The organism is Hominimerdicola alba 8 (genome assembly GCF_000178155.2).
Lineage (GTDB): Bacteria > Bacillota > Clostridia > Oscillospirales > Ruminococcaceae > Hominimerdicola > Hominimerdicola alba_C.
The window spans coordinates 1-14,742 of the sequence record NZ_ADKM02000080.1 but is presented as its reverse complement, the minus strand read 5'-3'; the positions used below and the strand labels follow the sequence as shown (position 1 = coordinate 14,742).

At 45.7% G+C, this 14,742-nt stretch carries 17 protein-coding genes; 10 read left to right on the top strand and 7 right to left on the bottom strand.

Translation table 11 applies throughout. The features are described 5' to 3' along the window. The first annotated feature begins 156 nt into the window (after window positions 1-156). From CUS_RS08615 to CUS_RS08605, 3 genes are all read left to right on the top strand, one after another. Window positions 157-1,014: a hypothetical protein gene (locus CUS_RS08615; protein ID WP_002849657.1), complete on the top strand. Its 858-nt coding sequence runs from the start codon at window positions 157-159 to the stop codon at window positions 1,012-1,014. 132 nt (window positions 1,015-1,146) lie between these two features. Then, complete coding sequence (locus CUS_RS08610; RefSeq protein WP_002849627.1) at window positions 1,147-1,821, top strand: response regulator transcription factor; 675 nt, start codon at window positions 1,147-1,149, stop codon at window positions 1,819-1,821. A gap of 291 nt (window positions 1,822-2,112) precedes the next feature. After that, window positions 2,113-3,555, top strand: a complete 1,443-nt coding sequence (locus CUS_RS08605; RefSeq protein ID WP_002849788.1) for a vWA domain-containing protein — start codon at window positions 2,113-2,115, stop codon at window positions 3,553-3,555. A 66-nt stretch (window positions 3,556-3,621) separates the two neighbouring features. Here the strand turns inward: CUS_RS08605 and CUS_RS08600 are convergent, their stop codons facing one another. The 4 genes from CUS_RS08600 to CUS_RS08585 form a co-directional block, all read right to left on the bottom strand. Then, window positions 3,622-4,605: a sensor histidine kinase gene (locus CUS_RS08600; RefSeq protein ID WP_002849804.1), complete on the bottom strand. Its 984-nt coding sequence runs from the start codon at window positions 4,603-4,605 to the stop codon at window positions 3,622-3,624. Beyond that, a complete protein-coding gene (locus CUS_RS08595) occupies window positions 4,602-5,264 on the bottom strand; it encodes a response regulator transcription factor (protein ID WP_002849797.1) in 663 nt (220 codons plus the stop codon). Before CUS_RS08595 ends, CUS_RS08600 begins: the two co-directional genes overlap by 4 nt. A 414-nt stretch (window positions 5,265-5,678) precedes the next feature. Beyond that, window positions 5,679-8,453: an ABC transporter permease gene (locus CUS_RS08590; protein ID WP_037276956.1), complete on the bottom strand. Its 2,775-nt coding sequence runs from the start codon at window positions 8,451-8,453 to the stop codon at window positions 5,679-5,681. A gap of 17 nt (window positions 8,454-8,470) precedes the next feature. Next, a complete protein-coding gene (locus tag CUS_RS08585; RefSeq protein ID WP_002849741.1) occupies window positions 8,471-9,160 on the bottom strand; it encodes an ABC transporter ATP-binding protein in 690 nt (229 codons plus the stop codon). A gap of 733 nt (window positions 9,161-9,893) precedes the next feature. On the opposite strand from CUS_RS08585, the gene CUS_RS08580 reads away from it, so the two are divergent. From CUS_RS08580 to CUS_RS08570, 4 genes are all read left to right on the top strand, one after another. Next, window positions 9,894-10,154, top strand: coding sequence for a hypothetical protein (locus CUS_RS08580; RefSeq protein WP_227945454.1), 261 nt, complete (start codon window positions 9,894-9,896; stop codon window positions 10,152-10,154). 17 nt (window positions 10,155-10,171) lie between these two features. Next, window positions 10,172-11,602: a hypothetical protein gene (locus CUS_RS08575; protein ID WP_002849639.1), complete on the top strand. Its 1,431-nt coding sequence runs from the start codon at window positions 10,172-10,174 to the stop codon at window positions 11,600-11,602. A 39-nt stretch (window positions 11,603-11,641) separates the two neighbouring features. Continuing rightward, complete coding sequence (locus CUS_RS20640; RefSeq protein ID WP_002849645.1) at window positions 11,642-11,764, top strand: hypothetical protein; 123 nt, start codon at window positions 11,642-11,644, stop codon at window positions 11,762-11,764. A gap of 329 nt (window positions 11,765-12,093) precedes the next feature. After that, window positions 12,094-12,288, top strand: a complete 195-nt coding sequence (locus tag CUS_RS08570) for a hypothetical protein (protein WP_002849622.1) — start codon at window positions 12,094-12,096, stop codon at window positions 12,286-12,288. Window positions 12,289-12,338: 50 nt separating this feature from the next. Here the strand turns inward: CUS_RS08570 and CUS_RS19785 are convergent, their stop codons facing one another. Genes CUS_RS19785 through CUS_RS08565 form a run of 3 tightly spaced genes read right to left on the bottom strand, consistent with a single transcriptional unit; the run spans window position 12,339 to window position 13,550 of the window. Next, window positions 12,339-12,536, bottom strand: a complete 198-nt coding sequence (locus tag CUS_RS19785; RefSeq protein WP_002849703.1) for a hypothetical protein — start codon at window positions 12,534-12,536, stop codon at window positions 12,339-12,341. A 15-nt stretch (window positions 12,537-12,551) separates the two neighbouring features. Further along, window positions 12,552-12,704, bottom strand: a complete 153-nt coding sequence (locus CUS_RS19780) for a hypothetical protein (protein ID WP_002849684.1) — start codon at window positions 12,702-12,704, stop codon at window positions 12,552-12,554. A gap of 24 nt (window positions 12,705-12,728) precedes the next feature. Then, window positions 12,729-13,550, bottom strand: a complete 822-nt coding sequence (locus tag CUS_RS08565; RefSeq protein WP_002849629.1) for a PD-(D/E)XK nuclease family transposase — start codon at window positions 13,548-13,550, stop codon at window positions 12,729-12,731. 237 nt (window positions 13,551-13,787) lie between these two features. Here CUS_RS08565 and CUS_RS08560 point away from each other — a divergent pair, with 237 nt between their 5' ends. The 3 genes from CUS_RS08560 to CUS_RS08555 are packed head-to-tail and all read left to right on the top strand — an operon-like array spanning window position 13,788 to window position 14,623. After that, complete coding sequence (locus CUS_RS08560) at window positions 13,788-14,027, top strand: toprim domain-containing protein (RefSeq protein ID WP_002849614.1); 240 nt, start codon at window positions 13,788-13,790, stop codon at window positions 14,025-14,027. A gap of 3 nt (window positions 14,028-14,030) precedes the next feature. Continuing rightward, window positions 14,031-14,180 carry a hypothetical protein gene (locus tag CUS_RS19775; RefSeq protein WP_157769513.1) on the top strand — a complete coding sequence of 50 codons (150 nt, stop codon included), beginning with the start codon at window positions 14,031-14,033 and terminating at the stop codon, window positions 14,178-14,180. A 2-nt stretch (window positions 14,181-14,182) separates the two neighbouring features. Further along, window positions 14,183-14,623 carry a hypothetical protein gene (locus tag CUS_RS08555; RefSeq protein ID WP_157769512.1) on the top strand — a complete coding sequence of 147 codons (441 nt, stop codon included), beginning with the start codon at window positions 14,183-14,185 and terminating at the stop codon, window positions 14,621-14,623. Window positions 14,624-14,742: the final 119 nt, after the last annotated feature.

Here is a 14,742-nt window from a genome sequence, read left to right as displayed (position 1 = left end):
GTTTTGTGACTGGATTTTGTCTGAATTTTAAGGCGGATTGCTATAGGGTTCCTGGCACATATCTTTAAGATATGAGGCGCTCAATTATCATTTTGTTTACCGCATTTTTAGTTTGTGTGCTAAAGGGATAGTCATATTTATGATAGGAGGATAGACTTGAATAGATCAATTGCGGCTGCTGTGGTACTTATGGCGGCTCTGGTAATGACAAGCTGCGGAAGTGTCATTTCAAGAGATGAAAGTATGGCGAATGACATAGTTTCCCGCAGGGCTGAACGCGAGTCATCTAAACTGACTTCCGTTACCGAAGAGCCCACTGAGGGCGTTATCGGTGATGTGACAGAGCAGACGACCGAAGCCACTGCGGTGACCACAAAGACGGAAACTTCTGCCGAAACTTCTTCGACTACAAAAAAATCAGTAAACAGCAGTGTTACGGCTGACGAAAATGATGTGATAGCATTTACACTTCCGCCTGAAAGCACCAAAAAAACCACTACTACCACCACTGCACCTGTGACTTCCGTAACTGAGTCAACGACAACGGTCACTGCCGCAGCTGTCACAACAACAACGGCAGCGACGACTTCAAAGACCGAAACTAAAACAAACAGTGCTGCGCCAAAAGCAACAACAAAGCCCAACCAGTTCACCGACCTGTTTACAGGTACAGGCAAGTCTACAGGCAGATCCACAGGCAAGGTGACGAAGAAGTCTGATGGCTCACAGAAACCGACAACTTCGGGCAAAGCTGCTGTTACCGAAAAGCCTTCGGAGCAAGGGAACGGCGGTAATGAAGGTAACGGCGGGGCTGTCACACAAAAGCCCACCGAGTCGGTGACAAAGAAGCCGACTGTTACCAATGTGCCTGAAAGTTCACCCGAAACTCAGTCAAAGACTGAAACCAAGAGCGAGACCAAACGTGATAATAAAAAGGACGAGCCTGTTCTCACAGGCGAAAAAGAAGCACCCTATAACGAACTTGACTGGGGCGACTTTGTCCCGATGAAATAGCGATATCTTGCCGCCGCAGTTTTTTGCGGCGGCTTTTCGGTTTTATAGGAACATCTTGCAATTTTTACGCGAATGTGCTATTATAAATGTCGGGGTATTTTTCCCATTCAGGTTGGATTTGAGGTGATAACAGTGCAGACTATTCTTATAATCGAGGACGATGCGGGCATCAATGATATGCTTCGCGTACTTCTCAGACAAAACGGCTACGATACCATAAGCGCCTATTCGGGTACTGAGGGTCTGCTTGCTCACGGGGAAGAGGTATCGCTGATACTTCTCGACCTTATGCTTCCGGGACTCAGCGGTGAGGCTGTCATAAAAGGGCTTAAAGAGAAGAAAAACGTGCCTGTGATAGTCACCAGCGCCATACATGATGTAAGTAAAAAAGTGGACTTGTTCGCACTCGGCGCAGATGACTATGTGACCAAACCGTTCCACAATGAGGAACTGCTGGCACGCATCAGTGCCAGACTGAGAAATGTTCTGCCCGAACAGACAAAAGGTGATGTGCTGACCTATAAAGACATCATACTGAATAAAAGCGAACACACCGTCAGCTGTCACGGCACAGCGGTCGAACTGTCAAAGCACGAATTTGCCTTGCTGGAACTTTTTATGGAAAGTCCGAAACGCACCTGCACCAAGAGCCGCATATACGATACCGTGTGGGATTATGAAAATTCCGCCGATGACAACACGCTGAACGTTCACATAAGCAAATTACGAAAAAAGCTGAAAGAATGTTCTCCGGATGAAGATTATATCGAAACTGTATGGGGTATAGGCTACAGGCTGAGAAAATAGAAAACGGCAGGACGGTATAAGCGCTGTCCTGCCGTTTTTGCGTTTATTCTTTCTTTTTCACACTGCGTCAGTCACAGTTTTCTGTGATACCTCCGAAAAGCACGCTGTTTTTGTTAAAAAGCACAAAAACAGCATCAAAAATATGTTTACTATTACATGCAAAAAAAGCCATAAAAATCCCACTCCCAAAACGTATATATATCAGATCCAAATTTTAAGGCGGATCGCTATAGTTCAGCAGACAAAAATCACACACTGTCACGGCAGTGAAATAACAGGGAGGAAACCATTATGAAAAAGACAAATTTCAGAAAGAACATCATACTCATGCTTACAATGGCGATAGTCGCAGGTTCATTTGCATCCTGCGGAAACAACGGGTTGAGCAACGCGATCCCCGATGACAACGCGGCTGACCATGCTGAGGTCAACAAAGCCGATGCAGTATCACCCGAAACACCTGCCGCCGATGCCGAAGCCAAAGCAGGCGCATCTGCCGAAACAGCAGGCGAAGCAGAAGTGAATATGTTTTCCGATGATATCACTTTTGATATGGCAGAAAGGTCTGCTGACGGCGAAACGGCAAAAGGAGATGTGGCTGATTACGCCGCAGCGGAAGCGGCTATGGGCATAACTGAGATCGGCGGTACTGCTGATACAGGTGATGGTGAAGCAGATGTATCCGACATCGCAGAACCCGAATTGCCCGAAGATGACTCAATGCCTTTTGTGCTGACTGCGGGCGAGTGGAACGACAACGAGAACTGGGGCTTCTTCACCAACCTTGTAAAGAACGGCACTGTGGAATTCCCAGCATACGGCGTTGACCCAAGAAACAGGATAGAGGTCACCATAACAGGCGATGACGGCGTTCTGCCCAACGAAAAGGTCGAACTGCTTTCAGGCAAGGGCGATATTATCTGGTCTGCAAAGACTGATAAGAACGGCAAGGCATATCTTTTCTACAGCGGTGATGACAAGCCCGAAAATGTCAGATACGGCGAGCAGACTTCACAGGTGACCGTATCAGACGGCGGCGAAAATGCCGCTGAGGGTCAGGGTCATTCTGACGATGAAGCTACGAAGTCGGTGGAATTCAAGGCTGAGAGCAAAGCTGTAAAATACGACAAGACTGAGGTAATGTTCATACTTGATACCACAGGTTCGATGGGTGACGAGATATCCTATCTGCAAAAGGATTTTTCTTCCATCGCAGAAGAGTTCGGCAATGAAAATGTGACTTTCTCAGTGAATTTCTACCGCGATGAAGGTGATGACTATGTTACCAGATGCAATCCTTTCACTTCTGACATCAAGGAACTGCGCGGTCTGCTGAATGCCGAGTATGCTGACGGCGGCGGAGATACGCCCGAAGCAGTCGCTGAGATACTTGACGAAACGATGACAGGCAACAGCTGGAGCGAGGACAGCAACAAGATAGCATTCCTTATATTCGATGCGCCTCCCCACGAAGATAAAGAAGAAATGATACTCGGCGCTGTAAAGAGCGCCGCTGAAAAGGGTATCCATCTTGTGCCTGTAGTAGCATCTAACAGTGACCGCGCGACCGAACTTTTCGGCAGGGCTGTCGCGATATGCACCAACAGCAATTATGTTTTCCTTACCGATGATTCGGGTGTTGGCGGTTCTCACCTTGAGCCGATAATAGGCGACTATGATGTTGAACTTCTGCACGACATAATCGTGAGGAACATAAACGAGATAATGGGATAATATACTGCCATATATCAAGCGCCGCAGGAACAAACTTCTCCTGCGGCGCATTTTTGTATTTTCATCTCAGAACACCGTGTATAATTTCACTGTGAAGACTGTGCCTTTACCCTTTGTACTGCTGACTGCTATAATGCCGCTGTGCGCATTGATAATATTCTTTGCCAGCGCAAGACCTATCCCGACACTCTGCGGCGATGAATTATCCGCCTTGTAAAACCTTTCAAATATGTGCGGCAGGTCTTTTTCACTGATGCCGCTTCCGTTGTCTTCGATGGTCAACTCGGTGCAGATGTTGTTCTGTGTGCCGTTCACCCTGACATATCCGCCCTCGTCAGTGTGCTCGATGCAGTTTTTGATGATGTTCATCAGCGCTTCTCTCAGCCAGTGACGGTCTGCATCTATCTCGGCATCGGGCATCTCAAACTCAAGCGTCACGCCCCTGACCTCAGCCATTATCTCCAGCGATGTGCGTATATCGCCCATAAGTTCACTCAGCCCGACAGCTGTAGGCTTCATTTTCAGCACACCAGCCTCCAGCTGTGAAAGGGTCAGCAGATTTCGTATAAGCCACGTTATCCGCCCCACTTGCGAGTCTATCTTCTCAGCATACTGCATTCTCTTCTCAGCGTCAAGGTCGGACTGTTCAAGCAGTTCGGTCATAAGCTGTATGGCAGTCAGCGGTGTCTTTATCTGGTGAGAGATATCCGACAGCATATCAGACATATACTCTTTACGGTCTTTTTCTGCCGAATACTGTTCGCGCAGAAGTGCCACTACCTTGTATATCTCGCTTTGCAGTATCCCCGTAAGCCCCTCGTCCGAACATTCGGGCGCTGCCAGCGAAAGGTCGTCCTGTACGCGGGTGATGTAGTCTGTCAGTTCGGTAAGCCTGCGCTTGCGGCGCATATCGGTCACGATGCCCTCAACCAGCAGGAATGCCGCCAGCACGCCCAGTGCCGCGCAGCAGCCCGCAGCAGTACGCAGCATCAGACACGTGATTACTGCCGCCGCAGCAGCAAAAAGTCTGATATAAGTCCTTGTGTTCATATCAGCCTGTACCCCAGACCGCGAACTGTCTGTATGACTTCATCGCCGTTCTCCAGCTTTTCGCGCAGGCGCTTGACATATACAGTAAGCGTGTTGTCGGTGACATAGTCGCCCGCAACATCCCAGATATTGTGCAGCAGTTGTTGACGCGAAAGCACAGCGCCGCGATTATTTATGAATATCAGCAGCAGCTTGTATTCCATCGCAGTGAGTATCACTTCGCTGCCGTCACGGAATACCTTGCCTGTGCGAACGTTCACATCGTTGCTGCCGACCTTTACCGGTTCTTCGCTGTCAGTCTTTCTGCCCATCCTGCGCAGAACAGCTTTTATCCTCGCCATAAGTTCACGCATGCGGAAAGGCTTTGCGATATAGTCATCAGCGCCGTTTTCCAGTGCCAGTACCGTGTGGAGTTCGTCATCGCATGCAGTCAGGAAGATAACGGGCGTATCGCCTTTTCGGCGTATCTCGGCACATACATCATACCCGGTACCATCGGGCAGCATGACATCAAGTATGCAGATATCGTATTCACCGCCAAGCAAAGCCTTAGCCTCAGCCACCGAAGATGCCGCCGCAAAGCCGCAGCCCTCAGAAGTCAGTGCAAGTTTCAGCCCCTCTTGTATGATGGGGTCGTCCTCTACCAGTAGTATCTTCATTGCTGTCACCATCTTCCTTCCTGTTAACTATAGCGCTCCGCCACAAGACCCATAGCTCACGGCTTTTGCGAATTATAATAGTTGTATCGCTATAAAAGCCATAAACACCCCCGACCCCGCAGCACATCAGCACTGCGGGGTCTTGGTGAATTATATGATTCGGTCATCACGCTGCCCCACTGTACTATAGCAATCCAACTTTTTAAATTCACAAGATTCAGTCGCAAAAGCTGGGATTTATGGGTTTTGTGACCGGATTTTGTCTGAATTTTAAGGCGGATTGCTATAAACAGCCTTTCAGCGGACATTAACAATATCATACCTTTATTTTAGTGGAGTCTAAAAAATAACCATATCATTTGATGCACAAAATAGATATACATATTCTACTATATTTTCATCAGCTTGTCAAGTTCAGACAGTTTCGCGGCGTATCTCGCTGATTATATCTACCTTGCTTCTTCGGCTGCAATATCCGGTCATTACTGAAGATATAACTGCTGCGGCTGCGGATATGCCCAGTGCCGGCAGCAGAGGCGAAGTCATGCGCACATTGCCGAAAAATCTGACCATAACATATCTCAGTATCAGACAAAGCACAGTGCATAATACAGCTGATATCAGCAGACCCTTGCTTAGCAGTATAATGTTCTCGATATTGTGCATCTTGGTGAACTGCTTGTCGGTCATGCCTATCGAGCGCAGTGATGCTGTTTCCTTTGTGCGTTCAGCCGCCCTGCCGCGTATCGAGTTATAAAGGTTCAGCAGGCAAACCAGTGATATCATCGCTGTGAAGCAGTAAGCAAGTATCTTAACAATCTCAGATATCACCTGCTTGATGCTTTTCGCTGCATTAAGTTCCGATACCCTTGCCATGACTGCCGAGTTCATTGCACTCTCATTATCGCGGGAGAACTCCTGACTCAGTCTTTTTACGGACTCTTCGTTGTCATCATTGAAGAACATACAGCTGTAGGGTATGCTGTCAACGCTGTCGTATATCAGTTCACCTGCGGCGCGGTTTATAAAGATGTAAAAGCCGTTTGGCACTATCCTGAACCTGCCCTTGACAGAATCTGCATCGACGAAGCCTGCTGTTGCCAGCTTCATCTCAACTTCGCCTTTTACGCTGTTCATGCCGTTTAAGATGAATTCATCACCCTTTTTCACATTGAATACATTGTCTACCAGAATATACTTGTAGCCGCTGCAATTATCACCTGAAATGTAGAAGTCAGTCGAGAACGCACTCTCATTGTAAAGCAGTACTGCGGGCTTTGAAGTATCTTCTGCGATATCCATGTCAGCATTGCCCTTTGATGCCAGCAGAGCAAACTCCTCATCATCTACCTCTATGGTGTTGACAAACATGCTGTCCATGAAAATTTCTCTATTTTTCTCCCAGTCTTCTTCGGTGTTGCCGTCAAACTGCATGTATACAGCCTTACGAGCGTCAAATACTTCATCTGTCAGTTTATTTATCGGCACTGTGACATCAAACGATGTTGTGACTATCTCTTTTATCTCACCTACATTTTCATCTTTTTCCAGTATCTCTTTAACGTTGCTGTAGGAGTTTTTTGCATGTTCATCAACTATCACATATTCGTAATCATCAAAATCGGGCATCCAGCCGTCTTCTTCGGTCTTTGTTTCAACTATCTTTATAAGCGACTGTGCGCCGTAAAGAGTGACCATTATAAGTGTGGTGAATACTGCGATGCTGCGGATTATGCTCTTTGTCAGGTGACCCGAACGCGAAGTGGAATTGACAGCAAGCAGCAGTTCGGGTCTGCCTTTTTCAAGCGCTTTCACGCTTGTGCGGTAGTGCTTTTTGCTGACAGTTTCAGCCGCACCCTTTGCACTTTCGACAGGTGCTATCCTGCCTATCTTTATGGCAGGTATCAGCGCCGATACAAGCACCGTAACGACACACATGACGATTATCACCAGTATCTCTGAAACACCGAATGAAAGCGTCAGCGGTATATCCTTAGGCAGTGAGCTCTTTATGATGGAGAGCATAGTATCAAAACGCGGCTTTAACACCTGTGATGCTCCGTACACAAGCCCCATACCCAGCAGTATGCCTGACGGAAGTGCGGGTAAAAGAAGCGCAAAACTCTCGAAATAGATGCTCTGCCTTTTCTGCCTGCGTGTTGCACCGACTGAAGAAAGCATACCCAAATACTTTGTTCTTTCCGCAAATGACATGTTGAACACATTATAGATCAGTATGACTGATGCCGCCATGATAAACACCGTGAAGAATATCTCTACAAAAATGACTATGGTGTTTATGTTGCTGTCGCCCGACATTGCCGAGAAAGCCAACAGCATTTCATTGGTTTCAAAGCGGTTATCTCTGCCCGTCATCGAGTTTATCCTGCTCTCAAGGTCGTATGCGCCGACAGCCTTTTCGGTGTCAAGATATATCATAAGGTTGACATTATCGCCTGTTGCTTCTTCAAGCCCGCAAAGCGCAGAAATGCTTGCACCGCTGATCTTTTCAAACGTTGGTCTTTCCATTATGCCCACTACGGTGAAATCACCCTTAACGCCTGTAGGGGTGTGGTTTTCAACATAATCATCGTTTTCGATGTAAGACATGAAGTTCACAGGCACTTCTGCGGTCTTGCCGTGTTCAACCTCGATACCCATGAACGGAAACTCCAGCGTGCCTTTATCGTTTATGTTTGTTATTGAGCGTTTGAAAAAATCACCTGTTATCCTGTCACCTATCTTTATGCTGCTGCCGTCTTCGATGGCTGTTTTGCTTATTATCAACTCGCGGCTGTTTTCAGGAAATCTGCCCTCAGCAAGAGTTATGTTGTTCATCTCAAAGCATTCGGCAGAGTATGCCTTGACATCTATAAAAGGTCTTTCATCAGGGTCGCCGGTCGCCTGAAACTCCATATTGTAGAGTTGTTCGGATATGCCTGTCTTTTTCACATCTTCCATCTGCATTATACTTTTGGCTTCTTCGGGTGTCAGGTCATAAGCTATAAGATGCCAGCTGCCCTTGTCAAGGGAAGCCACCTTGTCAAGATAAGCCATGACAGTCTGCTTGCCCACAAAAACGCAGGTCATCATCACCACCATCAGCACTATGCCCATAAACGCGATGGCTGTGCGGCGGCGATTCAGACTCATATACTTCCTTGTCACCCTGAATACTATATTGTTCATCATTTTTTCTCCATGTATTATCTTCTTGTTCTCACTGTTTCGTTCTTTATCAGTTTGCCGTCTTCAAGGTAGAAGACCCTGTCTGCCTGCATTGCAAGACGTTCATCGTGGGTTATGAGTATAAGAGTCTGTTTCTGCATTCTGTTAGACTCTTTCAGCAAAGCTGTTATCTCTTCGCCTGTTTTTCTGTCAAGGTTGCCTGTGGGTTCGTCTGCCAGCAGTATAGCAGGTCTGCTGTACAGCGCACGCCCTATCGAAACTCGCTGCTGCTGTCCGCCCGAAAGCTGACTGGGAAGATTTTCTCGCCTGTCCTCAAGTCCCAGATGACTTACTATGTTGTCAAGCCTCTCCTTGTCCAGCTTCCTGCCGTCAAGCAGGTGTGGAAGCGCTATGTTCTCATCGACATTCAACACAGGCATAAGGTTGTAAAACTGGTAAACAAGCCCTATCTGACGCCTTCTGAACACTGCCAGCTTGTCTTCGCCCAACTCACAGATATCTGTGCCGTCAATGATGACTTTGCCCGAAGTTGGCTTGTCAACACCTCCCAGTATGTGAAGCAGTGTTGACTTGCCGCTGCCGGAAGGTCCTATTACCGATACGAACTCGCCTTTCTCCACCGAAAAGGAAACACCGTCCAGCGCCATTATCTTTGTGTCGCCGTCACCATATTCCTTGACTAAATTTTCAACTCTGAGTATTTCCATTTTGTTGTCCTCCGTTTCTTTTGTTTAGTTTATTATATACTCCCAGAATGACTTTACAGTGAATTTGAAAGTGACAATTCTGTCATATTTGTGTCAGAAAATACGGCAAAAGAAAAAACGCAGCTTCTTTAAAAGAAACTGCGCCTTATGCCGCTGACCGGACTTGAACCGGTACGGTATTGCTACCGGCAGATTTTGAGAATTGTAGGCAACTTTGCAAATCGTTGCAAAGCGTAGCAGTATACGGCAGATTATCCCCTATTTTCAGGGCTTTTCAAGCCTCAAGAATGCAAACATACGGAAAATCGGGAAAACCGAAAAAACGAAAAATTAGGTGATTTGGTAGACGTGTGGTAGAAAGTAATGAGAATAAGGCTGGTAGAAAGAAAAAGTTGGTAGAAACGTGGTAGAAGCCAAAAGAGGTTTACCACGGTTGAAAAATGGGAAACATTGGATTAGCGTATATCGCTCTATGATGAATAATCTGGAGCGCTATACGCTATTTTTATGCCTAAAAACCGAATACTGTATCGCTCCTCAGAAATGGGGAGCTTTTTTGTTTCATACTCAAAATATGTTCAAAGGGCCTGCCAACAGCACATTCTTCGCCCTTAATATATTTAATTATTTGTCAAATATCTTGACTCAGTTATTATATCACAGTATATCAGATTCGTCAAGATGAATTTTGAACTTTTTGTAAACTTTTTATCTTGTGAGGGGGAAACTATCCATGCCAATTCCTATGCGAATTGTTCCGAACGACCACGGTGTACTCACCCTGCCGGCTTATGCGATCCTCGACAATATGCTCAATGTTCCCGAGAGGGACTACCGCACGTTTGAGGAGTTGTGTTCTTTCTTTCCGAAAGACGAGCCTTCAACGGTCAGAAATGCTCTGACAGAGCTTAAAGACGAAAAGTACGTTATCATCATTCACGGCAACACCTATGCAGTGAATAAGCTGCGTATACCGAATATGAAGCTGAGATAACTGACAGGGTGATACAAATGGGCAAGAAAATAAAAAAGAGCAAGACCGTTTCATCATCAGTCTGCCGTGTACATAAATCGAAAAACTTTACTCTGCTGAGTAATTCCTTCCTGCGGTCATCAAACCTCAGTCTGGCTTCTGTCGGTCTGCTGGGCCGTGTTATGGGACTTCCCGAAGAATGGGACTACTCGATCAAGGGTCTTTCTTCTATCTGCAAAGAAGGAGAAACGGCTATTGAGACCGTCCTGAAAGACTTGCAGGAGTGGGGCTATCTTAAAATATCAAAGCTCTACCCGAACGAAACTGAGGACGGCAGGATACATTATGTCTATGACTTCTATGAAAGTTCGGAGAAGGACAAGACTCTTTCCTGCACTGTTATGGCTGAGGGCAATATGCCTTCCAACAAGTCCAAGCGCTGCCGTGTCAATAAGACCGACAACTTTACCATAGTAAGCAGTCTGCTTCTCCGTTCTAAGGAGATCAGCCTAAAATCCCTCGGTCTGCTCCTGAGAGTTCTTTCCTTTCCCGATGATTGGGATTACTCCGTTGCAGGGCTTGTGTTCATCTGCAAAGAGGGCAAGACAGCTATCGACTCAGCACTGAAAGAACTGAAAAACATAGGCTATCTGGTAGTCACCAAGCTGTATGCCAATTTGACGGCAAGCAAGGGCATTGAGTATGTCTATGACTTCTTTGAAAACCCCATAAGCGAGGACGAAGCAGACAAGCACAGAGAAAAGGTCAAGGCAGAAGCAAAAGCAAAGGTATCGGGTGCGGAACTTTCAACAGAGATGTTGAAAACCGCTGATTTTTCAGCTCCGCAAGAGGGTGAAAAACAAGGGGTAGAAAACCTATATCTTGATGATCTACCGCTTGAAGTTCTACCGACAGAAAATCGCCCCCAATATAATACTAAAGAACAAAATAAAGAAAATAAAATACTGTGTGATGAAGGATCTATCAATCAATCGGCTGTTTCAGGCACAAAAGCAGAGCGTTTTGTTGAAAACTCTGCCCCAAGATTGATGGATGGATATATCACAGACAAAGAAAAGATAAAAAATATCATCAAGGAGAATATCGAATACGACGAGTATGTCGAGTGGATAGAGCTTTTCGGAAGTGACACTATGACCGTCAGTGGGCTGGATCAGATCGTCAGCAATATGGTGAGGACGGCTGTATCACGGCGAGGGCGAGTCATTGATGACATAGTTTATTCTGCTCAGGAAGTTCAGGACTCTCTGCTGAGAGTGAACAGGGCTTGCCTGGACAGGGGCTATGACGTGATGAAGAAAACTATGGGTATCCATAACCCTATGAGTTATTTGATGAGCTGTCTTATCAATCTGGCGAACAATATTGACTTCACTCAGAGCTATGAGGATATGAGCATTGACTACGATGTTCGGAAGAATGTTCTCCATGAAGACTTCGATGACTGACCGCAAAGGAGGTGGTGCGTATGATTGTGAGGTGACACTATGCCCGAATACAAGGCAGTAGACGAGCTGTTTTATTCTTTCCACAGCGAGTTTGAAGCTATTGTCATGGATATGATCGCAGAAAAGACGGATAAGCGTATCATAGACACTATGTTGGCATAAGACTACGCTATATGCCGGACTTTGACCGCTTGCAAAAGTTGACGATTATGATCTCTATTCACTTCTCTATGCTGGCGAAGAGGATAAGGACGGAAATCCGAAGTACACTCTCGAAGAAGCGGCTCAGGCAGCTGAGAAAGTCAACGGCAGAGTGAACAGCGGCGATAATTCCTCGGACATGGCTGTTACTTGCGCCTCATGAAGATTATATGTTGTGGTAAGCTGATAAGTTCGATACTGAGGAAGATGATTAAAACCGTGACAACAGTGATCACTTTTTCACCTGACTTCGCAATATCGACTCATGCAGTTTCTCGACTAAAGATGTAATGAAGGCTGTTTTTGCTATTATCGGGAATGACCTTGTTTCCAATAAGAAGCTGAGAGAGGAGCTTGGCATTTCTTTTTCAGAAGCAGAAAATCTGCTGAATATCTTTGAAGGAGTAGGCTATGTTTCTGCAAGAGGTGACAGATACAGCAGAAAGGTCTATATCAAGAATATGACACTTGTAGACCTGTTCTAAAAAGAAAAGCACACTCCCCGATGTGGGGAATGTGCTTAGGTTGATGTGGTTTATGCGGTAACGGCTGATGCCTGAGCTTTAAGTTCCTTGACTTCTTCAAGTGTCAGTTCCGTTACTTTAGATATTTCTTCATCAGACAGCTTGCTGTTGCGGATCATTCGTAAGGCACATCGTATCTTTACCTCTTGCCTTACTTCTTCAAGCATATCATCGATCATTTTACAATGTGGAACATTATCATTCATCATATTTTATTCTTCGACTTATGCAGAAACAGACTTGAATTCTGTTTCAATGCTTTCAACCTGTTGGGCGGTAAGATCAGTAAATGCTGCGATCTGCTCTTTGGAAAGATTTCCGTCTGCGAGCATTTTCAGCACGATGATCTTAACTCTTTCGTTGATCCTATCTTCCATAGCTTTACTCATAAGCTACACCACTTAAACTGATACGGATTTAATCTCTGCTTCAAGTTCAATTATAGTTTCAAGAGGAAGTTTAGTGGCTTTAGCAATGTCTTCCTTTGAAATAGTACCTAAAAGCAATAAATTATAAGCAATCCTGATTTTCTCATCAGTTATCCTATCTTCCATAGCTTTGCACATATACTCCACTCCTTCCGGTGTTTCCTTAAAATATCTGGTACGGTCTGCTAACGGCTGCAATAACATTTCGTCTGCCTTGCTGCATCTGAAATCGTGTATCAGCTTGGCGAGATCGGAGTTATCGTCCTTGTTTTCGTATGCGCCGTTTATGTAGAGAATATGCTCTCCGTCACCAAACGGCTCACCTGTTGCAAGATTCATACGTTCTATCGGATAAACTGCTTTTCCTTTTCCGAAGAAATCATTTTCAGTAATGAAGATAACATAAGTGTTGGGCAGAGCGTCAAATTTCTGCTTCTCTTTGAGATTGTCAACGTCCATAGCACTTGAATGGTATCTCGCCCTTTTAGGAGTAGCACCCTTATCCTGTCGCTGTACCTCGAAGTCATACTGCTGACCCTCGCTGTCAACACCGAACACATCAAGACAGATAGAGCGCTCACCGAAAAGGTGCTGTAAATCATACTGTGATTCTTCTTTTATCAGTGTGAGATCTGGCTTGTCAATTATGATACGAAGTACGAACTGAGCAAGTTCCAGATCATTCCTGAAAAGCTCACGCATGAAATCATCATCGAGAGGACGGTAATTTGCAAGCTGTTCAAGGTTTTGTTTACGTTCTTCTTCGGGTGTAATATCCGGTTTCAGTTTAGCCAATGGTATGCACCTCTTATATACTATGTTTCTTTTCACTTATATTATACCACATCAAAACCAAAAAATCAATAGCCAAATGCGGTAAATTCGGTTATTTACGGCATATTTGAACATCTTGCAGAAAGGTCGTGATAAATAAAGATCCTTATTCTTGCCGAGAAACCCTCGGTCGAACTTAAAAATCCCAACGAATACAGCTGTGGCTGGGAACAGAAATGGAGCTTTTCTCAGCTTCCCATGATACCCGAAGCATGGCAGTTCAAGGTCACGGAAAGCACAAAGGAACAGTTCGGCATTGTCAAGGAGCTTATGGGGCGTGATGACGTGACCGAGATCATCTGTGCCACGGACGCTGACCGTGAGGGAGAATGTATTTTCCGCTATGTCTATCAAATGGCTCGGTACAGAAAGCCCGTCAAGCGTTTGTGGGTTTCTTCTCTGGAAGAATCGGCTATCAGACACTTTCAAAGACAATAAAATGTGGATACAGACTACAATGACATGGTATTCAAAATGAAGGTCGGTGATGTGGAGTACACGGACAAGAAAGAAGCGGCTAAGGCTTTTGAAGAAGCGGTACTGGCTATCATACTCCCATTAAAATCGGCTCGTTCCAGGGCTTTGAGCTGAGTGTGACGGTAAACAGCAACATGATGGGCGGCGGTATGTCGGCTTGTCTGCAAGGTGCCGCTTCGCATACAACCAAGCTGATCGAGAGTTTTGCACATAACCTGAACCGTCTTGAAGCTGCCCTCTACAACATTGACGGCAGAATTGAGAGAACGCAGGACAACCTTGCAAAGCTCAGGCTTGATCACGCAGAAGCACAGAAGATCGTTGCAGAGCCGTTCCCCCAGCAGGATGAGCTTGATACTAAGGAGCAAAGGCTAAAAGTCGTAACTGATGAGCTGAATCAGGCGGCTATCGAAGCTAAGAAGAATGCTCCGAAGCGTGAAAAAACTTGCTACTTTGAGAGGGCGAAGATGAAGCGAGATGCCGCAAGGCTCGCCAAGAAGCCGAGAACGCCAAAGAACCAGACAAAGGGTAGGAGCAAAAAGCAAGGAATCGAATAAACAACTTTGACTCCACCGGAATCAAAGTCCGCATACGGCAGATTTCGACAAGAGGTCTGCCGTTTATGCTCGGTAAAACAACGGTTGTATAATAAAAAAAGTCCAAAAGTTTCATACTT

Bases quoted from the DNA above. Each gene is read 5' to 3' on its own strand.
- CUS_RS08605 (WP_002849788.1), top strand. From the start codon at position 2,113: ATGAAAAAGACAAATTTCAGAAAGAACATCATACTCATGCTTACAATG.
- CUS_RS08600 (WP_002849804.1), bottom strand. From the start codon at position 4,605: ATGAACACAAGGACTTATATCAGACTTTTTGCTGCTGCGGCGGCAGTA.
- CUS_RS08595 (WP_002849797.1), bottom strand. From the start codon at position 5,264: ATGAAGATACTACTGGTAGAGGACGACCCCATCATACAAGAGGGGCTG.
- CUS_RS08590 (WP_037276956.1), bottom strand. From the start codon at position 8,453: ATGAACAATATAGTATTCAGGGTGACAAGGAAGTATATGAGTCTGAAT.
- CUS_RS08585 (WP_002849741.1), bottom strand. From the start codon at position 9,160: ATGGAAATACTCAGAGTTGAAAATTTAGTCAAGGAATATGGTGACGGC.
- CUS_RS08580 (WP_227945454.1), top strand. From the start codon at position 9,894: ATGCCAATTCCTATGCGAATTGTTCCGAACGACCACGGTGTACTCACC.
- CUS_RS08575 (WP_002849639.1), top strand. From the start codon at position 10,172: ATGGGCAAGAAAATAAAAAAGAGCAAGACCGTTTCATCATCAGTCTGC.
- CUS_RS20640 (WP_002849645.1), top strand. From the start codon at position 11,642: ATGCCCGAATACAAGGCAGTAGACGAGCTGTTTTATTCTTTCCACAGC.
- CUS_RS08570 (WP_002849622.1), top strand. From the start codon at position 12,094: ATGAAGGCTGTTTTTGCTATTATCGGGAATGACCTTGTTTCCAATAAG.
- CUS_RS19785 (WP_002849703.1), bottom strand. From the start codon at position 12,536: ATGATGAATGATAATGTTCCACATTGTAAAATGATCGATGATATGCTT.
- CUS_RS19780 (WP_002849684.1), bottom strand. From the start codon at position 12,704: ATGGAAGATAGGATCAACGAAAGAGTTAAGATCATCGTGCTGAAAATG.
- CUS_RS08560 (WP_002849614.1), top strand. From the start codon at position 13,788: ATGATACCCGAAGCATGGCAGTTCAAGGTCACGGAAAGCACAAAGGAA.